Raw genomic sequence first — 23,198 nt, 5'->3', positions numbered from 1 at the left:
CTGACAGCCCCACTCGCGATCCCCCTCCGATCGGCCGTGGACGCCGGAAACGCCCCGGCGGTCGCCGGGGCGCCAGCCGATCCGCTCGCCGATTCGGGGTCAGCGGCTCAGTGACGCATCGTCGCCACCGCGGCCCTGAAGCCATCGCGCGGGTGTTCCATCTCTCCCAGGGAGATGGTCTCCCGCTTGAAGAAGAGGGCCAGAGTCCAGTCGACGACGACGCGGACCTTGCGGTTCAGCGTCGGCACCCGCGACAGATGGTAAGTGCGGTGCATGAACCACGCAGGGAATCCGCGAAGCTTGATGCCATAGACGTTGGCGACACCCTGGTGCAGGCCGAGACCGGCGACCGATCCGACATACTTGTGCCTGTATTCGACCAGGTCATGCCCGCGAAGGTAGCGGATGATGTTGTCGCCGAGCACCTTCGCCTGGCGCACCGCGTGCTGGGCGTTGGGGGCGCAGAACTCGCCCGGGTCGGTCAGGTCGGGCACCGCCGCCGCGTCGCCCGCCGCGAAGGCGCCGGGCGCGTCCTCGACGGCGAGGGTGGCCGCGGCCTTGATCCGGCCGCGCGCGTCGAGCGGCAGGTCGCTGGAGTTGACGATCGGGCTGGGCTTGACGCCCGCGGTCCACACCAGGGTCTCGGCGTCGAACTCGGTGCCGTCCGACAGCACCACGTGGCCGCCTTCGCACGACTCCAGCCGGGTCTCCAGCCGGACGTCGATGCCGCGCTCGCGCAGCTGCTCCAGCGTCCACCGGCCCATCTCGGGGCCCACCTCGGGCAGCACCCGGTTAGACGCCTCCACGAGCACCCAGCGGACGTCCGACGGCCGGATGTTGCGGTAGTAACGGGTGGAGTCCTTGGCCATGTCCTCCAGCTCGGCCAGCGCCTCGACGCCGGCGAAGCCCGCGCCCACGACCACGAAGGTCAGGGCCCTGCGCCGCACCTCGGGGTCGTCGGTCGACTCGGCCACGTCGAGCAGGTGGAGCACCCGGTTGCGCAGCGCGATGGCCTCGCCCACGGTCTTGAAGCCGATGCCGATGTCGGTGAGCCCGGGGATCGGGAGCGTACGGGAGATCGAGCCGGCGGCCATGACGACCACGTCGTAGGCGACCTCGCGGGCGTCGCCCTCGGGCGGCTGGAAGGTCACCGTCCGGGCCGAGTGGTTGACCTTGGTCACCCGGCCGTTGAGGATCCGCACCTTGGGCAGCACCCGCCGGAGCGGGGCCACCATGTGCCGGGGCGAGAGGTTGCCCGCTGCGGCCTCCGGCAGGAACGGCTGGTAGGTCATGTAGGACTGGGGGTCGATGATCGTGATGCTCACGGAGCCGTCGCGCAGCTCACGGCGCAGGCCGCGCTGCAGGCGCAACGCGGTGTAGAGGCCGACGTATCCACCGCCGACGATCAAGATGTGCTTGTTCATCCTGAGGCCTCATCCCTCGCAGAATGCTTGTGAAAGCATTCACAAGCTTATGTGCACGTCCCCCCGGGGCGCCAATCCCGGCGTGATGGGATGCGTCACACTGCCAGCTCGCCCGCCCGGGTGAAGACCGCGTCGAGCATCTCGGCCGTGACCCGGCCGGTGAACGTGTTCTGCTGGCTCGGGTGGTAGCACCCGAGCAGCGTGACGGGCGCGTCCGCGTACGAGATCGTCAGCTCGACGCCGTGCCCGAACGGCGGGCGGCTGCGCGGCAGGGCGTAGCCGGCCTCCCTGAGCGCGGGCCACATGGCCTGCCAGGCGTAGCCGCCGAGCGCGACCACGACCCGGACGTCCGGAGCCACCAGCGCGAGCTCACGGACCAGCCAGGGGTAGCAGGCGGCCTTCTCCTCGGGCAGCGGCTTGTTCGCGGGGGGCGCGCAGCGCACCGACGCCACCATCCTGGCGCCGATCAGCCTCTGGCCGTCGCCGGCGTGGGTGCTGGTCGCCTGCGCGGCCAGGCCGGTGCGGTGCAGCGAGGCGAACAGCCAGTCGCCGCTCCGGTCGCCGGTGAAGATCCGGCCGGTCCGGTTGCCGCCGTGGGCGGCGGGGGCCAGGCCGACGATGAGCACGCGCGGGTGGTCCTCGCCCCAGCCGGCGATCGGGCGTCCCCAGTACGTCTCGTCCGCGAAGGCCCGCCGCTTGACCTCGGCCACCTCCTCACGCCAGGCCACCAGGCGCGGGCAGGCCCGGCAGACCGACTGCCTGGCCGTGAGCTCGGCCAGGGTGCCGCTGGCGGCCGCCAGATCGCGCACGCCGGCCGGATCGCGGGCGACCGGGGTGTCGGCGCTCGCCGGGTCGTCAGGCCACCCGGAGCCGGGAGGTACGAAGCTCATGACATCGATGGTGCCCGACCCGCCGGACCGCTCAGAACAGGAAAACCGGGCGGCGTCACGAGGACGCCGCCCGGTTCGGGATCAGCCGGACCGCCCGGCTTCACCTCGGCCGATCAAGCAGGCTGCTCGGCCTTCTCCGTCTGCGTGGGCGCCGGGGCGGGGCAGGTCGCGTTGAACGCCGTCGCACCCGAGGAGGTCGCGTTGGGGCTAATGACGACGAGCTCGATCGAGCCCGAGGTCACGGAGGCACCGTGGGTGCCGCCGACCCCCCACGTCACGTCGAGGCTGCCGTTGACCTGGCGCTCGAGCGTGTTGTGGTCACGCTTGCCGTTGATCACCCAGTAGTACTTGACGGTGGCCGGGCCGGTGCTGGTGAGCGTCGCCTTGAAGTCGACGCCCGGGCCCCGGTTGTCGGCGCACATCTCGTTGCGCTGACCCGTCACCGCGACGGACGAGACGGAGACCGTCGGCTTGGGAGCCTGGCAGGCGGCGTAGGACTGCGAGATGGTGTCGCTGTCCTGGGAGCCGATGACCGCCAGACGGATCCTGCCGCCGTTCTTCGCCGCACCCGAGAGCGCGGTCTCGGACAGGTTCACCGTCTTCGAACCGCCACCGCGGTGGAAGGTGGTGACGCCCGAGTCGACGACCTCGCCGTTCACGGACCACACGTAGCGGACGCGGTCGGCGCCGCTCGCGCTCACCCTGGCGTGCGCGCTCACCTTGCAGCCGTCGTGGTTGGTCGCCGTCACCAGGTTGGAGGCGTCGACCTTCACCCGGTGCGCGGGCGGGGTGTGGGTCTTGCAGTGGACCGAGTAGTAGGCACGGTTGGAGACCGCGCGGTCCGGGCTGAGGACCTCCAGGACCGCCGAGCCGCGGTGGCTCTCACGGGGCGAGAAGCCGACGCCGACCTTGCGCGAGTCGCGCACCTTGAGCTTGCCGTAGTCGACCGTCTTGCCGTTGACGACCCAGCGGTAGCGGACCCAGGCCGGCCGGTTCACGGAGATCCTGCCGACGAAGTCGATCTTCGAGCCGGGGGTGCAGTAGCCCACGTACTCGGACGGGCTCGCCCAGGCACGGGCCGACACGCGCAGGTCCTTGTCGGTGCGGATGGGCTTGAGCTCCATGCAGTCGACCGAGAAGTAGCCCTTCTTGGAGACGACCTTGCGCGGGCTGAGCACCTCGAGGCGCTGCCAGCCCTTGACGTCACCCTTGAAGGTGGCCTTCTCGGAGACCTTGATCAACTTGGTGCCGTTGCCCGACACCTTGCGGGTGCTGACCTTGCTCCTGGAGCCGTCGCCGTGGATCCAGCGGTAGGCGAGCGTGGTCTTGCCCTTGAGCTTCAGCTTGACCGTGGCGGAGAACGTGATGTCCGCCGGGCACGTGCCCTGGTAGGCGCGCTCGGAGGCCTTCGGCGTCGAGACCGACACCTTGGCCTTGGCCCGCGGCTTGGCGGCGGTGGCCGCCTGTGCGGGACTGGCAGCCAGACCGGCGACCAGGCCGGCCAGCACGGCGGTGGACGCGAAAGCGGCCACCTTCCGCACTAAGGCAGAGGACTTCATAGGAGAGTGACTCCATTCCGTGAGAGAACGAACGCACACGGGAACGGTTGCCACGCCGACACTCATCTCTGCCCGGCCATATGGCAAAGCCCCCGTACTGCAAAGATCACTAAAGCACAAGAGGGAATGCGCATTCAATACGGCACGGCAGACGAAATGTGCAGAATTCGCGACTTAATGGGCGATAGACCAGGCGATTCCATCCAAAATGTCGTGTTCACTCACGACGACCTGTGCGAACCCGAACCTCCGAACGATCCGGTCCAGGATCAGCGACCCCGCCCCGATCACGTCCACCCGGCCCGGGTGCATCACCGGCAGCGCCGCCCGCTCGTCGTGGGTCATCGCCAGCAGCCGCCGGGTCACGTCGTGCACCTGCTCGGCGGAGATCCGCGCGTGGTGGATCCGCTCCGGGAGGTAGGCGGGCAGGTCGAGCGCGATGCCCGCCACCGTCGTCACCGAACCGGCCAGCCCCACGAGCGTGTGCGCGTCGCGTACCGGCACCTCGTCCTCGACGCGGGCGAGCGCGGCCTCGATGTCGGCCACCACCGCCTCCAGCGCCGGCGCGGACGGCGGGTCACCGGCGTCGCGCAGGTGACGCTCGGTCAGCCGCACGCAGCCGATGTCGACCGAGAGCGCCGACTCGGCGTGCTCCGACCCCACCACGAACTCCGTCGAGCCGCCGCCGATGTCGACCACCAGGTAGGGCGGCAGCGGACCCTGCGGCACCTCGGTCTCCGGCGACAGCCGCACCAGCCCCTTGGTGGCGCCGGTGAACGACAGCTCGGCCTCCTCCGACCCCGAGATCACCTCGGGCTCCACGCCGAAGATCTCCCGGACCCCGTCGGTGAACTCCTGCCGGTTCGCCGCGTCGCGGGTGGCGCTGGTCGCCACCACCCTGGTCGCGGTCGCGCCGTGCTGGTCGATCAGCTTGCGGTAGCCGCGCATCGCGCCGAACGTGCGCTCCAGCGCCTCCGGCGCCAGCCGCCCGGTCCGGTCGACGCCCTGCCCCAGGCGCACGATCTCCATCCGCCGCTCGACGTCGGCGAGCACACCCTCGCCCACGTCGGCCACGAGCAGGCGCACCGAGTTGGTGCCGCAGTCGATGGCGGCTACACGCATGGTCCGTCACTCCACCAGTCGGGGAGTGCGTCCAGCGCCTCCCTGCCGAACGGGTTGCTTCCCGGCGCCGCGAGCTCGTGCGCGACGAGCGCGTGCAGGCACTTGACCCGCAGCGGCATGCCGCCCGCGCTCTGCGTGCCGGCCGGCAACGGCTCCAGCCCGTCCTCCGCGGCGACCTCGTCGCGCCGGGCCAGGTAGGAGTCGTGCGCGGCTTGGTAGGCGGCCGCCAGCTCGGGGTCGTCGGCCAGCCTGTCCTGCATCTCGCGCATCAGCCCCGAGCTCTCCAGCGTGCCGATGGCCGAGGCCGCCTTGGGGCAGGTCAGGTAGTAGAGCGTGGGGAACGGGGTGCCGTCGGCCAGCCGCGGCGCGGTCTCCACCACGTCGGGGTTGCCGCACGGGCAGCGGTGCGCCACCCCGCGCAGCGCCCGGGGCGGCCGCCCCAGTTGCTTCTCGACGGACTCGGCGTCCTTACTGTCCAACGCTCTCCTTCTGCCCCGCGGCCTGCTCTGTCGCACGCCTGCCCGTGCCGCTGTCGGCCGCCTGGACCGACTCCCACAACGTCTGGTACCACGGCGGCTGCTGCGCCTGCTGCTTGGCCGCCGTCTGCCCCTTACCCGGGTCGGGGTCCATCACCACGAAGCACCGCTCGCCCACGCCGCAGTAGTGGAGGCGCTCCTTGGCCGTGCGCTTGACCCAGTTGGGGTCGCTGACCTGACGGCTCTCGGCCAGCAGCCGCTGCCGCTCGGCCTCCACCCTGGCCTTCTCCTCGCGCAGCTCGGCGATGTCGCGCCGCTGCGCGATGTAGGTGCGGACGGGATAGGCCAGGCTCATCGCGATGGCGCAGACGACCACCGCGAGGATCGCGGCCCGCCCCGTCAGCTGCGGTCTCTTCGCCACGTCCGGCACCCCCACTTCGCCTACGAACCGCCCGCGGCGGCGACGTACCGCCGCGGGCTACCCGAAACTAGCGCCGGAAACGCGGAAAAGCCGCGCGACCCGCGTAACGGGCGGCGTCGTCGAGGAGCTCCTCGATGCGGAGCAGCTGGTTGTACTTCGCCACCCGGTCGGAACGGGCCGGGGCGCCCGTCTTGATCTGGCCGCAGTTGGTCGCCACCGCCAGGTCGGCGATCGTGGTGTCCTCGGTCTCGCCGGAACGGTGGCTCATCATGCACCGGTAGCCGCTGCGGTGGGCCAGGTCGACCGCGTCGAACGTCTCGGTGAGGGTGCCGATCTGGTTGACCTTGACCAGCAGGGCGTTGGCGGTGCCCTCCTCGATGCCGCGCGCCAGCCGCTCCGGGTTGGTCACGAACAGGTCGTCGCCGACGAGCTGCACCCGGTCGCCGAGCGCGGCGGTGATGGCCTTCCAGCCCTCCCAGTCCTCCTCGTCGAGCGGGTCCTCGATGGAGACGAGCGGGTAGTTGTCGACCAGGTCGGTGTAGAAGGCGATCAGCTCCTGGGCCGACAGCCCCTTGCCGTCGATCGTGTAGACGCCGTCCTGGTGGAACTCGGAGGCGGCCACGTCCAGGGCCAGCGCCACGTCGTCACCGGGGGTGAAGCCCGCCCGCTCGATGGCCACCAGGATCAGGTCGAGCGCGTCGCGGTTGGACGGCAGGTTGGGCGCGAACCCGCCCTCGTCGCCGAGACCGGTCGCGTAGCCCTTCTCCTTCAGCACCTTCTTGAGCGTGTGGTAGACCTCGGTGCCCATGCGCACCGCCTCGCCGAACGTCTCCGCGCCGATCGGCGCGATCATGAACTCCTGGATGTCGACGTTGGTGTCGGCGTGCGCGCCGCCGTTGAGGATGTTCATCATCGGCACCGGCAGCAGGTGGGCGTTGGGGCCGCCGAGGTAGCGGAAGAGCGGCAGGTCGGCGCTGTCGGCGGCGGCCTTGGCCACGGCCAGCGAGACGCCGAGGATCGCGTTGGCGCCCAGCTTCGCCTTGTTGGGCGTACGGTCCAGATCCATCATGATCTGGTCGACGATGCGCTGGTCCTCCGCCTCGACGCCGTGGATCTCGTCGAAGATCTCGTCGGTCACGGCCAGCACCGCCTTGCGCACGCCCTTGCCGCCGTAACGCTCGTCGCCGTCACGCAGCTCGACGGCCTCGAACTGGCCGGTGGACGCGCCGCTCGGCACCGCCGCCCGGCCGGTGCTGCCGTCGTCGAGCACCACGTCGACCTCGACCGTGGGGTTGCCCCGGGAGTCGAGGATCTCGCGAGCGTAAACGACCTCGATGGTAGCCACGGGATGCGCTCCTGAATCGATAGGCAATATGCGTTCAGAGCCTATCGGTAGAGGGCATCACGACCGGCGCGACTCCCAGGCCCGCACCCGGTCGCGATACGTCCGCGCCGCCGCCCGCAGCTCCGCCTCCGGGTCCAGGCCCGCCTCACGCGCCCGCTTCACCAGGTCGAACAGCTCGCGGGCGACCCCCTGGCCGACCGCGGCGGCCAGGCTCTCCGGCACCCCGGAGCGCTCGGCGCGGCGCAGCAGCTGCGCCGCCAGCGACAGCGCCGGCTGGCCCATCGGCACGCCGTCGAACAGCGACTCGTCGCCCCGGGAGGCCCGCTCGGCGGCCTTGATCGCCTCCCAGTTGTCGTTCACCTCGTCGGCGCTCTCCGCGCGGACCGAGCCGAACACGTGGGGATGGCGGCGCACCAGCTTGTCGACGATGCCGGCGGCCACGTCGTCCATGTCGAAATCCTCGGCCACCCGCGCGTGGAAGACCACCTGGAGCAGCAGGTCGCCGAGCTCCTCCCGGAGCGCGGCGTGGTCGCCGTCCTCGATCGTCTCCAGCACCTCGTAGGCCTCTTCGAGGAGGTAGGGCACCAGCGACTCGTGCGTCTGCTTGCGATCCCACGGGCACTCGGTGCGCAGCCGGTCCATCACCCGTACGAGATCGAGCACGCGCGCCCCCGGCAGGTCGTACGAGCCGGGCACCACCTCGATCACCGGCGGGTCGTCCACCGCCAGCGCGGCGTGGCCGAGCGCGCGCATGAACTCCTCGTCGCCGTCGCCGCTCTCGCGGGCCAGCCACACCACGGTCTCCCCCGCCGCCGCCCGCGCGACCAGCGCGGGCGCGTCGGGAGTGACGACCTCGACCGCCACCCCCGCGTCGGCGAGGTACGGCAGCTGCGGATGGCCTGGCGTGCCCGTCAGCACCGGGCCCGACCGGAACGCCCGCCACGCCTGGTGGCCGAGCAGCCCCGGCGCGACGCGCGGCGAGGTGGTGACGACGACGAGCGGCATGTCAGCCCTGCTGCTCCTGCTGGGCCTGGGCCGGCTTGCCGAAGCGGCCCGGGTCGACGAAGCCCTGACCCTGCTGGAGGGTGCCGTAACGGGGGCTGAACGTCGTCTTGATCGCGTTGAACTCTTCTTGCACCTTGGCGGTGGCCTGCTGGTTCTGCGGGCCGCCGAACTTGTCGACGACCTTGTTGACGCCCACCTCGGCCCGGACGTAGTCGCGGGCGTTGGCCGGCGAGACGCCCTTGGACAGCAGGTTCATCACCGGGTCTTGGTACTGGCCCGGGTCCTTGAGCGCGGTGTCGATCTCCGACTCGCTGACCGTGACGCCGTGCTTGTCGGCGAGCTGCTGGTAGCGGAGCTGGTTGCTCATCCGGAACAGGACGAACTGCGAGAGCGGCACGCCCAGTTGCTCGGGCTCGATGTCCGCCCGCGCCAGGGCGGCCTCGAACTCCCGCACGTTCTCGTTGAGATCGCGGGAGGAGATGCGCTGATCACCGACGATGGCCGCGGCACCGGCCTCGACAGGGGAAGAGCAGGCGGTCAGCCCGAGGAGGCTCACCCCGGCTGCCGCGGCGGCCACAGCCACTCGTATCGACTTCACGTGTGTCCCTTTCCGACAAAAACCGCAGTCAGCTTACCGGCGCCAGCTCGAGGAACATCGCCTCGACCAGATCGCCGCACCATTTGAGCAGATCCATGTCACGCAACGGCTGCCCGCCCAGCGGCTTCGTCTTGGGCACCGGCACCAGCAGCGTCTCCGCGGCCTGCTTGTAGACCGACTTCTTGTACAGCCGGTCCAGCCGGATCTGCTGCGACTCGCGCAGCCGCGCCGGGCCGAACTTGATGTACTGGCCCTGCAGCGTGACGTCCGTCAGCCCCGCCTTGCGCGCCCTGATCCGGAACGCCGCCACCTCCAGGAGGTTCTCCACCTCGACCGGCGGCTTGCCGTACCGGTCGGTCAGCTCGTCGCGCACCTCGGCGATGTGCGCCGGCTCGGCGATGGCCGCGATCCGCTTGTAGGCCTCCAGCCGCAGCCGCTCCGAGGTGACGTAGTCATGCGGGATGTGCGCGTTGATCGGCAGCTCGACCTTGACGTCCTGCTGCTCGGGCTGCGCCTCCACGCCTTCGAGCTTCGCCTTCTGCTCCTGCACGGCCTCGGCCATCAGCCGGACATACAGGTCGAAGCCCACGCCCGCGATGAAGCCCGACTGCTCGGCGCCCAGCACGTTGCCGGCGCCCCGGATCTCCAGGTCCTTCATCGCCACGTACATGCCCGCGCCCATCTCGGTGTGCTGGGCGATCGTGGCCAGCCGCTCGTGGGCGGTCTCGGTCAGCGGCTTCTCCGGCGGGTAGAGGAAGTAGGCGTAGCCGCGCTCCCTGCCCCGGCCCACCCGGCCGCGCAGCTGGTGGAGCTGCGACAGGCCGTAGTTGTCCGCCCGGTCCACGATCAGCGTGTTCGCGTTGGGCACGTCCAGCCCGGACTCCACGATGGTGGTGGACACGAGCACGTCGTACTCGCGCTCCCAGAACCCCACCATGATCTTCTCCAGCTGGTGCTCGTTCATCTGCCCGTGCGCCACCGCGATCCGTGCCTCCGGCACCAGCTCACGCAGCCGCGCCGCCACCCGGTTGATCGAGGCCACCCGGTTGTGCACGAAGAACACCTGGCCGTCGCGCATCAGCTCGCGCCGGACGGCCGCCGCGATCTGCTTCTCCTCGTACGGGCCGACGAACGTGAGAATCGGGTGCCGTTCCTCCGGCGGGGTCAGGATGGTCGACATCTCGCGGATGCCCGTCAGGCCCATCTCCAGCGTCCGCGGGATCGGCGTCGCCGACATGGCCAGCACGTCCACCTGCGTGCGCAGGTGCTTCATGGCCTCCTTGTGCTCGACGCCGAACCGCTGCTCCTCGTCGATGATGATCAGCCCGAGGTCCTTGAACCTGACCTCCGGGCTGAGCAGCCGGTGCGTGCCGATCACCACGTCGACCGCGCCGGCGCGCAGCCCCTCCAGCGTGCCCTTGACCTCGGCGTCGCTCTGGAACCGCGAGATCGGCTTGACCGTCACCGGGAAACTGGAGAACCGCTCCGCGAACGTCGACATGTGCTGCTGTACCAGCAGCGTCGTCGGCACCAGCACCGCCACCTGCTTGCCGTCCTGCACCGCCTTGAACGCCGCCCGCACCGCGATCTCCGTCTTGCCGTAGCCGACGTCGCCGCAGATCAGCCGGTCCATCGGGACGCCGCGCTCCATGTCGCGCTTGACCTCGTCGATGGCCTCCAGCTGGTCGCCGGTCTCCGCGTACGGGAACGCGTCCTCCATCTCGCGCTGCCACGGCGAGTCGGCCGCGAACGGGTGACCCGGCGAGGCCATCCGGGCCGAATAGAGACGGATCAGCTCGCCGGCGATCTCCTTGACCGCCTTCTTCGCCCGCGACTTCGCCTTGGCCCAGTCGGCGCCGCCCATCCGGTTGAGCGTGGGCGACTCGCCGCCGACGTAGCGGGTGACCTCGTCGAGCTGGTCGGTCGGCACATACAGCCGGTCGCCCTTCGCGTACTCGATCACCAGGTACTCGCGCGTGGCCCCCTGCACCGTGCGGCGCACCATCTCGATGTAGCGGCCCACGCCGTGCTGCTCGTGCACCACGTGATCGCCCACCTTGAGCTGGAGCGGGTCGACCATGTTGCGGCGGCGCGAGGGCAGGCGGCGCATGTCCTTCGTGGACGCCTTCTGGCCCACCAGGTCGAGATGGGTGAGCACGGCCAGGCCCGGCGCGACGAACCCGTGCTCCAGCAGCCCGGTGGTGACGTGCACGACCTTCGGCTCCGGCGCCTTGTCCACCGACCGCTGCAGACGGGCCGGCACGTCGACGCCCTTGAGCAGCTCCACCATGCGCTCGGCCGACCCGTGGCCCTCGCTGATGAGCACGACCGCCTTGTCCTCGGCCAGCCAGCCCTTGATGTCGTCGAGCGCCTTGCGGGTGTCGCCGCGGTACGCCTCCGAGTCGTGCGCGGCCAGCTCCACCCCGCCCCCGAACGGCGCCATCGTCCACCACGGCTGCCCCAGCACCTCAGCGTGCCCGCGGATCTCGTCGAGCGTGCGGAACGCCGCCGCCCCCAGGTCGATCGGCGCCTCCCCGCCCGCCGCCGCGTTGATCCAGGACGCCTCCAGGAATTCCTGGGACGTACGCACGAGCTCCTCGGCCCTGCTCCTGATCCGCTCCGGATCGCAGACGAACACCGCCGACCTGATCGGCAGATGGTCGACCAGCAGATCCATCTCACCGGCGAGCGCGGGCGCGAACGCCTCCATGCCCTCCACCGGCGTGCCCTCCGCGAGCTGGTCGAGCACCTCCGCCAGCGCCGGATGCTCCTCGGCCAGCTCCCGCGCCCGCCGCCGCACCTCCTCGGTCAGCAGCAGCTCCCGGCACGGCGGCGCGAACAGCCCCTCCGCCGCCGCCTCCAGCGAACGCTGGTCGGCCACCTTGAACCAGCGGATCTCCTCGACCGTGTCGCCCCAGAACTCCAGCCGCAGCGGGTGCTCCTCCGTCGGCGGGAACACGTCCAGCAGCCCGCCGCGCACCGCCACCTCGCCGCGCCGCTCCACCATGTCGACCCGGTGGTAGCCGTTCTCCACCAGGCGCGTCACCACCTCGTCCAGGTCGGCGTCGTCGCCCGCCTTCAACCGGATCGGCTCCAGCTCGCCCAGCCCCTTGACGATCGGCTGCAGCAGCGCCCTGATGGGCGCCACGATCACGCTGAGCGGACCCGCCGCGCTGTCGCCCTTGACGGGATGCGCCAGCCGCCGCAGCACCGCCAGCCGCTGCCCCACCGTGTCGGACCGCGGCGACAACCGCTCGTGCGGCAACGTCTCCCACGCCGGGAACACCGCCACCGCACCGGGATCGATGAGGCTGCCCAGCGCCGCCGCCAGATCCTCCGCCTCCCGTCCGGTCGCGGTGACCGCCAGCACGGTGCGCTGATCATGCCCGGCCAGCGCGGCCACGCCGAACGGCCGCAACGCGGCAGGCGCCACCAGCGCGGTGTCACCGCCCCTTTCCAGGGCGGCGGTCAGTTCGGGGTCGGCGACGACAAGGTCAAGCAGTCCGGAAAGACTCATCAGTTAGCCCCACGATGGCAACACGACTACCCCCGGCCAGACGGAGCGCGGGGGTGAATGCATCCAGCCTACTTCCCACCGGCCCCCTGCTCGCGCCTCCGCCCCCTTCCACGGGGGTGGGCCTCGCGCGGCGCTCTGTGACGTCGGCTGGGGGTGCGATGGGATCTTGAACTGCGGCGGTGACCGGGGCTCGCCACTCCATCAAGACTCCATCAAGCTCGCCACCTCGTGAGGCTCTCCGTCCCATAAGGCTCGTCGTCCCATCAGGCTCGCCACCTCATGAGGCTTGCCGTCCCATCAGGCTCGCCACCTCATGAGGCTTGCCGTCCCATCAGGCTCGCCACCTCATGAGGCTTGCCGTCCCATCAGGCTCGCCGTCCCGGGCACTTCACCACCCATGGGCCTCGCTTTTTGGGGCGCTATGCGCCTATCAGCTCGGGCTGCGCTCAGCGGGGAGCCGAGCTCCCCGCACCCCTTGCCGGGGGCCTCCCGGCCCCCTGGACCCCCGTGTGTGAGGCTGCTTCGCGGCCCTTGCCGAGACCTCCGTGCGCAAGACGGTGCTTCACGACCCCTTGCCGGAATCCACCGTGTGAGACGCAGGGCTTCGGCGGGTCAGCACGTGAGGATCCGCCAGACAGTCCCCTTGCCGGCCCCTAAGGCACCTTGTACCCGGGCACGCTCGGCCATCTGACCGTGAGGACCACCGACTCCTCCTCCGCCAGCCACGAGTGGTCGACGCCCTCACCCCACACCACATAGTCGCCCCGCTCGGCCAGCAGCACGCTGCGCTCCGGCAACTCGACGCGGAACCGACCGCTGATCAGGATGAGCAGAGCGGTGCGACTCTCGCCGATGACCCATCGGGCACGCTTGTCGCCGCGCTTGTGAAGGCCCCATTTGATCTCGACGGCCTCGCTGTGCCGCACGTCGCCCGGCGGCTTGAAGTGACCGAGCAGCCACCCGCCGTCCATCGGCCCGTCCACATCGGCGTTGCCGACGTACACTCGATCGCCCTCCACGGGGGAATCAGCGCATGCCCTCTCATCCACGCCCGAGGACGCTAACACTCACAGGAGCCCGCACCCGGCGTCCTGAGGATGAAAGCCCGGCCGGTATAGGAAGACCAGCGCCTTCGGTGGAGGCCTGCGGTGTCGACCGGTCTAGAGCTGGCTGCATCAAATCCCTCCCCTCCATGCCGACGATGGGTCGGATTTGGTGCAGCGCACGACAGCTCAAACGGTCCTGAGCGTCGAACCTGCAACTCATGTGGACAGAACACTCCGGTATTGGCACATCCACTCCTCGTCCTCCGCCAACCGCGCCACCAGCTTCGCCATCACCGCAATCCACCGCCTCACACACGGGGGTCCAGGGGGCCGGGAGGCCCCTGGCAAGGGGTGCGGGGAGCTGGGCTCCCCGCTGAGCACAGCCCGAGCTGATGGGCGCGGAGCGCCTGGGTGGTGAGGCCCGTGGGTGGCGAGTCTTGCGGGACGGCGAGTCTTGCGGGACGGCGAGTCTTGCGGGACGGCGAGTCTTGCGGGACGGCGAGGCCCCGGAGATGGCGAGGTCCAGGGGATGGCCAGGCCCGTGGGACGGCAAGGCTTATAGGCAAAACCCATAGGCAAAACCCATGGACAAGGCCCATGGGCAAGGCCCGCAGGAAAGCACGAGGGCCCTGAGTGGGCAGCGACAGGAGAGGTCAGCGGGCCGGGCCGAGGCGGGCGTAGGCGGCCGGGGGCATGCCGACCACGGCGGTGAAGTCGCGGGTCAGATGGGCCTGGTCGGTGTAGCCGAGTTCGGCGGCCAGGGTGGCGAGGTCGAGGCCCTGGTAGATGCGTTCGGCGGCCTCGTGCAGCCGGAACCGGCGGATCACCCATTTGGGCCCGATGCCGACGTACTCCCGGAACAGCCGCTGCAGTGAGCGCACGGATCGGCCTGATCGGGCGGCCAGGGCGTCGACCCGGGTCATGGTGACGTCGTTCTCGGCCATGACCACCAGGGAGGCGACCTCTTCGGCGAGCGGGTCGCGTTCGGGACCGAGGCCCAGCAGGAACTCCTCGACGTGCGCGATGGCGGCCGGCGCGTCGGGGGCGGTCAGGACGTGCTCCACCAGGGTCGCGCCGGCGGTCCCGTACAGTTCGCCGATCTCCGTGAAGCGGCCGGTCAACTGGTGGACGGGGCCGCCGAGGAAGGGCCGGAAGCCGCCAGGGGCGAAGCGGGTGCCGAGCACCCGGCCGCTGCCGCGCATCGTGTAGGAGAAGCCGCCTTTGATCACCCCGGCGATCTGGTGGAAGTCGTGGGTGATCGTCATGTTGACCGTGGGGTGCGAGACGATGCGCTGCTCGTACGGCTCGTCGAGGTCGGTCCAGGTGACGACCCAGAAGTGGTCCACGTACGGCGCGAGCGCGGGCGTCGGGGGGTGCCGGGCGAAGTCGAAGGCGGCGAGCCCGGCGTACGGGTCGACCCAGCCCCGCAGTCGCGTTTTTACAAGCCCGCCGGTGGGCGGGCCCGACATCATCGCTGCCATGGAACACATGATGCCGCTGATGACGCGTGCCACCGAAAAGACCGTGGGCCTGGTCCTGGCGGTGCGGCAGGACCAGCTGGGGCTGCCGACCCCGTGTGAGAAGTTCGACGTCAGGGATCTGGTCAGCCATCTGGAGTGGGTGGCGGAGCTGTTCGAGTCGCTGGCGCTTCAGGGCGAGCGCGTCGAGCAGGGGCCGTACGCGGGCGACTTCCCCGAGCGGGCGGAGCGCACACTGAAGGCGTGGTCGCGGCCGGAGGCGTGGGAGGGCGTCAGCCCGGCCATGGGCATGCCGATGACCGCGCTGGCCCACATGTATCTGACCGACATGGTGGCGCACGGCTGGGATCTGGCCAGGGCCACCGGCCAGGCGTACGAGCCGGACCCCGAGGCGGTCGCGCTGGGGCTGGGGTTCACCGAGAGCATGGCGGAGATGGGCAGGCAGCGCGGCGCGTTCGGGCCGGCGGTGGCGGTGCCGGACACCGCCTCGCCGCTCGACCGCCTGCTCGGTCTCACCGGCAGGGATCCGGCCTGGACCCCTTAGATCCCGGCTCCGACCCCTCAAGATGCGCCACTATTCGCATTCTTGTGATTACTGTGGGTCACATGTCTGAGATACGGGCGGTGACCCGGGGCGGCGGTCTGTTCAGCCAGCGGATCCGGGAGCAGTGGGCCGGGCAGCTCGGCCGGCGGCTGGACGTGCTGGTCGCCGGGTGCGCGCATGACGAGCCGCTGGTGCTCGATCGGATCGAGACCCGGGTGTGCGGGATCGACGAGGACCTGCCGGAGATCCGGCGGGTGGTGGAGGAGCGGGCCGACCTGGTGGCCTGGTCGCTGGGCGATCTGCGGTCGGCGCCGTTGCCTCCTCGCTCGTACGACGTGATCCAGCTGTCGTTCCTGCTGGAGCGGATCCAGCACGCGGAGCTGGTGTTCGACCGGCTGGTGCAGGCGTTGCGGCCGGGCGGGCTGGTGCTGCTGCGGATGCGTGACCGCGAGTCGGCCTACGGGCTGCTCGACCGGGTGACCCCGCGGTGGATGCGGCGGCTGCTGTGGCGGCGGCTGGTCGCGGAGGGCACCCCGGGTCCGCTGCCGGTCGCGTACGGGACGCTGGCCTCGGCCGACGGGATGCACGCGTACTGTCTCACCCGGGGCCTGATGGTCACCGACGAGGAGCGGGCGACGACCGGGCCGGCGATGGGCCGGGTGGGGTCGGTGGCGGTAGCGGTGGCGGCGCGGCTGACGCGGGGGCGTTATCCCGCCAGTCATGACGAGATCACCATGGTGATCAGGAAGCCGCACTACCACTTCGCCCGTCTCATCTAGTATCTCCCCGGCGCCAGCGGGTAGGGTTGCCTACCATTGCAGTCGGGATAGTTGGGATCAAGCACCGTGGAGTGGACGCCGGAGCCGCGCGAGCTGGCCGACCTGGAGCTGCTGCTGTCGGGGGCGTTCCGGCCGCTGACCGGGTTCCTCGGCCATGAGGACGCGCACGCCGTGATCGAGCGCGGCACACTCGCCGACGGCACCCCGTGGCCCGCCCCGGTGACGCTCCACCTCCCCGAGAACGCCGAGGGCGAGGTGACGCTGCTCGACCCCGAGGGCGTCCCGCTCGCCACGCTCACCGTGACCGAGCTGGGCCCCGACGGGCTGGCGGCCGGGCCGGTCAAGGGGCTGGGCGCGCCCGAGCACGGCCCGTTCGCTCGCCTGCACCGCACCCCCGGCCAGGTGCGCGACGAGCTGGGCGGGCGCCCGGCGCTGATCGTCACGATGCGCGGCCCGCTCGACGACCTGGACGAGGTGACGGCCACCGCCAAGGAGCTCGACGCGGTGATCGTGCTGATGCCTCTCTCGTACGGGGAGGACGGGCCCGGCGTGGTCAGGGCGGCGCTGCGGGCCAGGGACCGGCTGCCGGCGGGCACGCTCGTCGTCCCGGTGCCGCTGGCGCCGCGCGAGGAGCCGGAGATCGACCTGGAGCTGCGCGAGCACGTCGCGTCCGCCTACGGCGCGGCCGAGCACCTGGCAGGCCCCGAGCCGGTGCGCATCCCGGGGCCGCCGCACCGGCGCGGGCTGGTGGTGTTCTTCACCGGCCTGTCGGGGTCGGGCAAGTCGACGATCGCCCGCGGGCTCCGCGACGCGCTGCTGGAGCTGGGCACCCGTACCGTCACCTATCTCGACGGCGACGTGGTGCGGCGGCTGCTGTCGAAGGGGCTGACGTTCTCCAAGGAGGACCGCGACCTCAACATCCGCCGCATCGGGTTCGTGGCCGCCGAGGCCGCCCGGCACGGCGGCCTGGCCATCTGCGCCCCGATCGCCCCGTACGCCGCGACCCGGGCCGAGGTGCGCGAGATGGTGGAGTCGGTCGGCGCCGACTTCCTGCTCGTGCACGTGGCCACGCCGCTGGAGGAGTGCGAGCGGCGCGACCGCAAGGGCCTGTACGCCAAGGCGCGGGCCGGGCTGATCCCCGAGTTCACCGGCATCTCCGACCCGTACGAGGAACCGGACGACGCCGAGCTGGTCGTCGACACGACGCACATCTCCGTCGAGGCGGCGGTCGAGCGGGTGCTGGGCACGCTGCGCGGCGGAGGGTGGGTGCGGTGATCGACTTTCCGCTGATCGCCGGGTCGTTCCTGGTGGCGATCGTGGTGGGGCTCACCGGCATGGGCGGTGGCGCGCTCATGACGCCGATGATGATGCTGTTCTTCAACGTGCCGCCGCTGGCCGCGGTCTCCAGCGACCTGGTCGCCTCGGCCGTGATGAAGCCGGTGGGCAGCTTCGTCCATCTCCGTCACGGCACGGTCAACCTGCGGCTGGTCGGGTGGCTCTGCGCCGGTTCGGTGCCGACGGCGTTCTGCGGGGTGTTCCTGGCGCGGGCGTGGGCGGTGGGCGACGGGGTGAAGTACGCGCTCGGGGTGGCGCTGCTGCTGGCCGTCGCGGGGCTGGCGGCCAAGACGCTGATCGGCGACCGGGGCGGCACGGCGGACGCCAAGGAAGTCCGCGTGCGCCCTATCCCGACCCTACTGGTCGGTATGATAGGCGGCCTGATCGTGGGCGTGTCGTCCGTGGGCTCCGGCTCCCTGATCATCGTGGCGCTCATCGCGCTCTACCCGGCGCTCAAGGCCAACCAGCTCGTCGGCACCGACCTCGTCCAGGCCGTGCCGCTGGTCGTCTCGGCCGCGCTCGGCCACCTGCTGTTCGGCGACTTCCAGGTCGACCTGACCCTCTCGCTGCTGATCGGGTCGATCCCGGGCGTCTATCTGGGCGCGCGGATCTCCTCCCGCGCGCCGGGCGGCCTGATCAGGGCGATGCTGGCGATCGTGCTGCTGGCCTCCGCGCTCAAGCTGCTGAACGTGGACAACGTCGTCACCCTGGTCGCGCTGGCCGTCGCCACGGCCGTGATCGTCGTCGGGTGGCGGTGGCGGGTCAGGGCCGCGGCACGCGCGTCGAGCGGAAGTGCGGATCTCTCGCGAGCTCGGTGAACGCCTTGTCGGCCGTCTCGTCGGTGTCGAACCTCGTGTCGCCCCTCGGGGCGTTCGGGGAGTCGAAGTAGACCATGGCCTTGATCTGCGGATAGCGCCGCATCTGGTGGCGCACCGACTCGAAGAACGCCCGCTTGAACGCCGGGTCGTCAGGCCGCTCGAACACCCCCCACTCGGCGACCATGACCGGCTTGCCGGGGAAGCGCCACTGCATCCACCGGTAGAAGCCGGGCCATTCGTCGTAGTCCTCCCGGGTCTTGTTGACCAGGGTGCCGAAGTCGTGCACCCGGTCGTCGGCGTACGGGTCCATGGCCACCCAGTCGACCACGTCGTCGCCCGGATAGAGCTCCTCGAACCAGGGCTCGACCGCCCAGTTGGGCGCGCCCATGTAGGTCATCACGGTGACCGCGTTCTTGACGCCCTTGTGGCGCAGCCGGAGCACGACGTGCCGGAACATGGCCGCGTAGTCCTTGGCCCGCATGCCGGAGCCGGCCGCGGGGTCGACGTCGTTCTCCGGCTCGTGGTGGATGGTGAGGAAGAACCGCTCGGGGAACGTCCGCCTGAGATGGTCGGCCAGCCGGTCGATCCGGCCGTCGACGCCGCCGCGGGCGATCTCGGCCCAGGTGTGGGTGAGCGACGGCTTCCAGTTGATCAGCAGCAGCCGGGGGCGCTCCGGGTCGCGGGCGAGCCGGATCTCCTTCTCGGTCGGGAACAGCTCCTTGCCCCGGTGGTAGACGTGCACGATGTCGGCCGGCGCGCCCATCCGCTTCTCGGCGCTGGCCACCGCCTCCGCCACGTCCTTTCCGGTGAAGATCTCCGGGGCGATGCCCCACCAGGCGCCGCATGACGGGATGAGCCCGCCGGTGACCGTGCAGGAGGGCTGGGGGGCCATGATCGGGGGGTTGCCGGGACGGGCGGGCTCCTCCGGCTGCGCGGCGGCGTCCCACGGCCCTGCCGCGCAGGCGGCCAGCGTGACGGCCAGCATCATCGCCATTCCGGAAAAAGCTGCTCTATACGGAAATGCCCGTCGAGCCAAAATTGTCGACCCCCTTGTTTCCAGAACCCCCGCCCTATCAAACCTGAACCTTGCCACGCCATTCCCGGAACTTCAGCCAGAGCGGCACTCCTCCCAGGTCAACCCTGCTGTCAGCCACCCCGACAAAACATGAAAAATCGATTATTGCCGGTACGATTCCTCGCCCGTACCGGAGAAAATCTTGTGGATCTCCCCTGGCCGATAACCGGCGCCCCTATAGTGGGCGAACACCACGGCACGTGACGCAGAGTCGTCAGTAAGCGACTATCCGCACACACTTCAGGGAGACTCGCCTCATGAGCCAGCCGCCGGACCGCCCGGCCCGCCGCTCCGGCGCCGACCTCGGAGACCATTTCGCCCTGCTCCGCCGGCGCTGGCTGCTCTTCCTGGGCTGCTTCCTCGCCGGCGGCACCGCCGGGCTGGCGCTCATGCGTGTCACGCCGCCTTCCTACACCGCCACCACCCTCGTGCTGGTCAGCCCGGTGGGCATCGGCGAGCCCGGCAACCAGGTGACCAGCCGGCAGCGCGAGCAGCTCAACCTCGACACCGAGGCGCAGATCGCCCAGTCGGCCGTCGTCGCCACCCGGGCCGCCGAGCAGATGGGCAGCGGCGACCTGGAGCCCGCCGTGGTGACCGTGCCGCCCAACTCGGCGGTGCTGTCGGTCTCGGTCACCGCCGCCGATCCCGGTGACGCCGCGCTGCAGTCGCGCGCGTACGCGCAGGCCTACCTGGAGCACCGCGGCGACAGCGCGCGGGAGACGGTCGCGGCGCAGCAGCGGCTGGTGGCGGGCAAGCTCAAGCAAGCCGGCACGGCGCTGTCCGCGGTGATCGACGAGCTGCCGGGGCTGGCCAGAGGCAGCGCCGGGCACACCCGCGCGGTCCTCCGGCAGAACGTACTCTCCCGGCAGGTCGCCGCGCTGACCCAGAAGTACGACGTGCTCAAGACGCTCGCCGTGACGCCCGGCCAGATCATCAGCGCCGCCACCCCGCCCCAGGAGCCGAGCGCGCCCAGCCTGCCGCTCCACCTGGGGTCGGGGCTCATGGCCGGGCTGCTGGCCGGCGCGGCGGCCGCCCAGGTGCGCGATCGGCTCGACACCCGGCTGCGCACGGCGGCCGACGTCGAGCGGCTCACCGGGCTGCCCGTGCTGGCCGACGTGTCGCGCCCGCTCGACCACGGCGCGCTGCACGAGCTGTCCTCCGCCGTGCTCGCCTCATGTCCGGGCAAGCGGCTGCTGGTCAAGTCCGTCCCCGCCGGGCTCGGCGGCACGCCGGTGGCCGTGCCGCTGGCCGCGAACGTGCCGCTGGCCGTGCTCGACGGCACCGACGTGGGCGACCTCGCCAGGGCCGACGCGGCGCTCCTGCTGATCGGTCTGGACGGGGCCGACGCCCCCGGCGTGGCCTCGGCCGTACGGCTGCTGAGCAGGCAGAGCGTGCCGATCATCGGGGCGGTCACCACGACCGACCTGACGCCCGCGCCCGCCCAGGCGCCGCTCGGGCAGCACACCTCCCTCGGCAAGCTCGTGGCCGGCGCCGAGTTCGAGACCAGCGGGAGCGCCAGGACCACGCCCATGCAGCCGGTGCGGCGCCCGCCGGACCCGGCGACGTGAGAGGGCCCGCATGGCCCGTCACGGCGCTGCTGCTCGGCTACCCGCTCTGGTGGGCGCTGGGGTTCGGCGGGCTGTCGGTGGTCGTGCTGGCCGTGCCCATGGCGGTCATCCTGTGGCGGCGCAGGCCGGTCAGGGTGCCGCCCGGGTTCGGGCTGTGGGTGCTGCTGATCGCCTGCTACCTGCTGAGCGGGCTGATGCTGGACGAGATGCCGCCGGGCACCTACGGCGAGTTCGGCGCGGGGCGACTGGTCGGCTACGGGATGCGGCTGGCACTGTACGTGTCGGCCCTGGTCCTCGTGCTCTACCTGGGCAACCTGACCGAGCGGGAGCTGCCGCAGCTGCGGCTGGTGCGGATGCTCGGGGTGCTGTTCCTCACGGCGGTGGCGGGCGGGCTGCTCGGCGTGGTGGCGCCAGGGTTCTCCTTCACCTCGCCGCTGGAGCTGGTGCTGCCCGACTGGATCGGCGGGCATCCGTTCGTGCAGAACCTCATCCATCCGACCGCGGGGCAGACCCAGAAGGTGCTCGGCCACGGCCTGCCCCGGCCGGAGGCGCCGTTCGAGTGGGCCAACGCCTGGGGCGGCAACCTGTCGGTGCTGCTCATCTGGTTCGTGGTCGGCTGGTGGGTGTACGGGTCGCGCCGCCGCAAGGTGCTGGCCGTGGCGATGGTGGCGGTGGCGGCCGTGCCGATCGTCTACTCGCTCAACCGGGGCCTGTGGATCGCGCTCGGGCTGGCCGCGCTCTACCTGGTCCTGCGGGTGGGCGGCCGGACGAGGACGACGCTCTGCGCGGGGGCGGCGGTCGCGGCGCTGGCGTTCGCGCTCAGCCCTCTCGCGCCCCTGGTGCTCCAGCGGCTCGACAGCCCGCACTCCAACGACATCCGCGCCTTCACCGTCTCGGCCACCGTCGAGGCGGCGCGCCACTCCCCCGTCATCGGCTACGGCAACACCCGCCGCGCCCTGGGCAGCCACCGCTCGATCACCACCGGCAAGACCGCCTGGTGCCCGGGCTGCGGTCACCCGCCGCTGGGCAGCGACGGCCAGCTCTGGCTGCTGCTGATCTCCCAGGGGTTCACCGGGGCGGTGCTCTACGCGGCGTTCTTCGCCGGGGCGATCCGCCGCCACTGGGCCGACCGCTCGCCGATCGGGCTGGCCGGCGTGCTGGTGATGTGCCTGGTGCTGTTCTACATGCTCATCTACGACGGCCTGGTCACGCCGCTGAGCCTCTACGCGATCTCGTTCGCGCTGCTGTGGAGGAACCCGTCATGAACGACGCCCGCAACCGGCTGATCTACCTCGCCGGCACGATCGACCTGCTCTATCCCGGCTCCGGCGGGACGCGCGCCTACACGCTGCTGCCGCACGCCCGGCTGCCGCGCCGCCTGACGCCGAGCCGCTGGTGGCATCCCGGCCGGCGACTGACGCTGGCCACCAGGGGATCGATCGCCGAGCACCTGGGCGAGGTGTTCGGCGTCCCGGTGGAGACCGTGCTGCGGGTGCGGCCCGCGCGCCGGGCCAACCGCAAACCCGTGCTGGAGGCGTACAGCGGGGGCGAGCTGGTCGCGTACGTGAAGATCGGCGACACCGAGCGGACCCGCGCGCTGGTCGCCAACGAGGCCGCCGCGCTGGAGCGGCTCGCCGGCCGGCCGCTGAAGACCGTGGTCGCGCCGACGGTGCTCCACCACGGGAGCTGGCGCGGCCTCGGCGTGCTGGCGCTGTCGCCGCTGCGGGTCCGCCGGGGGCGGGTGACCGCGCCACTGCTGGCCCGCGCGGTCAAGGAGATCGCGGCCACGGGGGACGACGGCGGGCACGCCTGGCACGGCGACCTGTCGCCGTGGAACGTCGCGCCCTCCGGTGACGGCCGGCTGCTCGTGTGGGACTGGGAACGGTACGAGATCGGCGTCCCGTACGGGTTCGACGTCCTGCACCACCTCTTCCAGCGGGCGTTGCGGCGGATGGACCCGGCCACGGCGGCGCGCGCCTGCCTGGCCCAGTCGAGCCGGGCGCTCGCCCCGCTCGGGCTGTCGGCGGCGCAGGCCAGGCAGACGGCGCTGCGCTACCTGATCGCGCTGGCCGACCGGCACGCCGCCGACGGCCACGAGCCGCTGGGCCCGCCGGCCCGCTGGCTCAACCCCCTCGTCGACTACCAGGAGGCCCTGTTGTGAAGACCGCGAAGCAGACGGCGCTGTCCGTGTCCAGGTC

General features: G+C 71.2%; 20 protein-coding genes. 7 read left to right on the top strand and 13 right to left on the bottom strand.

The genetic code is table 11. The annotated features are described in order from the left end of the window. Nucleotides 1-107: 107 nt before the first annotated feature. The 12 genes from ACGFI7_RS33535 to ACGFI7_RS33480 all read right to left on the bottom strand — a co-directional run bounded on the left by ACGFI7_RS33535 (nucleotide 108) and on the right by ACGFI7_RS33480 (nucleotide 14,884). Nucleotides 108-1,424 carry an NAD(P)/FAD-dependent oxidoreductase gene (locus tag ACGFI7_RS33535; RefSeq protein ID WP_393411751.1) on the bottom strand — a complete coding sequence of 439 codons (1,317 nt, stop codon included), beginning with the start codon at nucleotides 1,422-1,424 and terminating at the stop codon, nucleotides 108-110. Between the two features lie 95 nt (nucleotides 1,425-1,519). After that, nucleotides 1,520-2,314, bottom strand: coding sequence for a uracil-DNA glycosylase (locus tag ACGFI7_RS33530; RefSeq protein WP_393411749.1), 795 nt, complete (start codon nucleotides 2,312-2,314; stop codon nucleotides 1,520-1,522). Nucleotides 2,315-2,427: 113 nt separating this feature from the next. Continuing rightward, complete coding sequence (locus ACGFI7_RS33525) at nucleotides 2,428-3,846, bottom strand: hypothetical protein (protein WP_393411747.1); 1,419 nt, start codon at nucleotides 3,844-3,846, stop codon at nucleotides 2,428-2,430. A 201-nt stretch (nucleotides 3,847-4,047) separates the two neighbouring features. Then, nucleotides 4,048-4,995, bottom strand: coding sequence for an exopolyphosphatase (locus ACGFI7_RS33520; protein ID WP_393411745.1), 948 nt, complete (start codon nucleotides 4,993-4,995; stop codon nucleotides 4,048-4,050). Then, nucleotides 4,986-5,474 (bottom strand): DUF501 domain-containing protein, encoded by a 489-nt coding sequence (locus ACGFI7_RS33515; protein WP_393411743.1) that lies wholly within the window; start codon nucleotides 5,472-5,474, stop codon nucleotides 4,986-4,988. Before ACGFI7_RS33515 ends, ACGFI7_RS33520 begins: the two co-directional genes overlap by 10 nt. After that, entirely contained in the window at nucleotides 5,464-5,892 is a 429-nt protein-coding gene (locus tag ACGFI7_RS33510) for a septum formation initiator family protein (protein WP_393411741.1), read from the bottom strand. The genes ACGFI7_RS33515 and ACGFI7_RS33510 overlap by 11 nt, the downstream gene beginning before the upstream one ends. 67 nt (nucleotides 5,893-5,959) lie before the next feature. Continuing rightward, nucleotides 5,960-7,237 carry a phosphopyruvate hydratase gene (gene eno / locus ACGFI7_RS33505; RefSeq protein ID WP_393411739.1) on the bottom strand — a complete coding sequence of 426 codons (1,278 nt, stop codon included), beginning with the start codon at nucleotides 7,235-7,237 and terminating at the stop codon, nucleotides 5,960-5,962. Nucleotides 7,238-7,294: 57 nt separating this feature from the next. Beyond that, nucleotides 7,295-8,242, bottom strand: a complete 948-nt coding sequence (locus ACGFI7_RS33500) for a MazG family protein (RefSeq protein ID WP_393411736.1) — start codon at nucleotides 8,240-8,242, stop codon at nucleotides 7,295-7,297. 1 nt (nucleotide 8,243) lies between these two features. After that, on the bottom strand, nucleotides 8,244-8,840 hold the full coding sequence (locus ACGFI7_RS33495; protein WP_393411733.1) for a SurA N-terminal domain-containing protein: 597 nt from the start codon (nucleotides 8,838-8,840) through the stop codon (nucleotides 8,244-8,246). Nucleotides 8,841-8,868: 28 nt separating this feature from the next. Next, nucleotides 8,869-12,357 (bottom strand): transcription-repair coupling factor, encoded by a 3,489-nt coding sequence (mfd, locus tag ACGFI7_RS33490; RefSeq protein ID WP_393411730.1) that lies wholly within the window; start codon nucleotides 12,355-12,357, stop codon nucleotides 8,869-8,871. A 653-nt stretch (nucleotides 12,358-13,010) separates the two neighbouring features. Beyond that, nucleotides 13,011-13,328 carry a signal peptidase I gene (locus ACGFI7_RS33485; RefSeq protein ID WP_393412163.1) on the bottom strand — a complete coding sequence of 106 codons (318 nt, stop codon included), beginning with the start codon at nucleotides 13,326-13,328 and terminating at the stop codon, nucleotides 13,011-13,013. Between the two features lie 728 nt (nucleotides 13,329-14,056). After that, entirely contained in the window at nucleotides 14,057-14,884 is an 828-nt protein-coding gene (locus ACGFI7_RS33480; protein WP_393411727.1) for a DUF6597 domain-containing transcriptional factor, read from the bottom strand. Between ACGFI7_RS33480 and ACGFI7_RS33475 the strand changes: the two genes are divergently transcribed. The 4 genes from ACGFI7_RS33475 (at nucleotide 14,883) to ACGFI7_RS33460 (ending at nucleotide 18,357) form a co-directional block, all read left to right on the top strand. After that, complete coding sequence (locus tag ACGFI7_RS33475) at nucleotides 14,883-15,425, top strand: TIGR03086 family metal-binding protein (protein ID WP_393411724.1); 543 nt, start codon at nucleotides 14,883-14,885, stop codon at nucleotides 15,423-15,425. The two genes, ACGFI7_RS33480 and ACGFI7_RS33475, sit on opposite strands and share 2 nt — an antisense overlap. 62 nt (nucleotides 15,426-15,487) lie before the next feature. Beyond that, nucleotides 15,488-16,204, top strand: coding sequence for a class I SAM-dependent methyltransferase (locus ACGFI7_RS33470; RefSeq protein WP_393411721.1), 717 nt, complete (start codon nucleotides 15,488-15,490; stop codon nucleotides 16,202-16,204). A gap of 66 nt (nucleotides 16,205-16,270) precedes the next feature. Then, nucleotides 16,271-17,479, top strand: a complete 1,209-nt coding sequence (gene cysC / locus ACGFI7_RS33465; protein WP_393411718.1) for an adenylyl-sulfate kinase — start codon at nucleotides 16,271-16,273, stop codon at nucleotides 17,477-17,479. Continuing rightward, nucleotides 17,476-18,357: a sulfite exporter TauE/SafE family protein gene (locus ACGFI7_RS33460; RefSeq protein WP_393411715.1), complete on the top strand. Its 882-nt coding sequence runs from the start codon at nucleotides 17,476-17,478 to the stop codon at nucleotides 18,355-18,357. Before cysC ends, ACGFI7_RS33460 begins: the two co-directional genes overlap by 4 nt. Here ACGFI7_RS33460 and ACGFI7_RS33455 read toward each other — a convergent pair. After that, entirely contained in the window at nucleotides 18,302-19,351 is a 1,050-nt protein-coding gene (locus tag ACGFI7_RS33455) for a glycoside hydrolase family 26 protein (protein WP_393411712.1), read from the bottom strand. The two genes, ACGFI7_RS33460 and ACGFI7_RS33455, sit on opposite strands and share 56 nt — an antisense overlap. Before the next feature lie 338 nt (nucleotides 19,352-19,689). Here ACGFI7_RS33455 and ACGFI7_RS33450 point away from each other — a divergent pair, with 338 nt between their 5' ends. Genes ACGFI7_RS33450 through ACGFI7_RS33440 form a run of 3 tightly spaced genes read left to right on the top strand, consistent with a single transcriptional unit; the run spans nucleotide 19,690 to nucleotide 23,161 of the window. Further along, entirely contained in the window at nucleotides 19,690-21,000 is a 1,311-nt protein-coding gene (locus tag ACGFI7_RS33450; protein ID WP_393411709.1) for a Wzz/FepE/Etk N-terminal domain-containing protein, read from the top strand. Beyond that, a complete protein-coding gene (locus tag ACGFI7_RS33445; RefSeq protein WP_393411706.1) occupies nucleotides 20,997-22,265 on the top strand; it encodes a hypothetical protein in 1,269 nt (422 codons plus the stop codon). The genes ACGFI7_RS33450 and ACGFI7_RS33445 overlap by 4 nt, the downstream gene beginning before the upstream one ends. Further along, nucleotides 22,262-23,161, top strand: coding sequence for a hypothetical protein (locus ACGFI7_RS33440; protein WP_393411703.1), 900 nt, complete (start codon nucleotides 22,262-22,264; stop codon nucleotides 23,159-23,161). The genes ACGFI7_RS33445 and ACGFI7_RS33440 overlap by 4 nt, the downstream gene beginning before the upstream one ends. Nucleotides 23,162-23,198 lie beyond the last annotated feature (37 nt).

Origin of the sequence: Nonomuraea sp. NPDC048826 (assembly GCF_043198225.1) — a bacterium.
In the GTDB taxonomy this organism is placed as follows: domain Bacteria; phylum Actinomycetota; class Actinomycetes; order Streptosporangiales; family Streptosporangiaceae; genus Nonomuraea.
The sequence above is the reverse complement of the archived record's forward strand: the minus strand, read 5'-3'. Positions and strand labels throughout refer to the sequence as shown.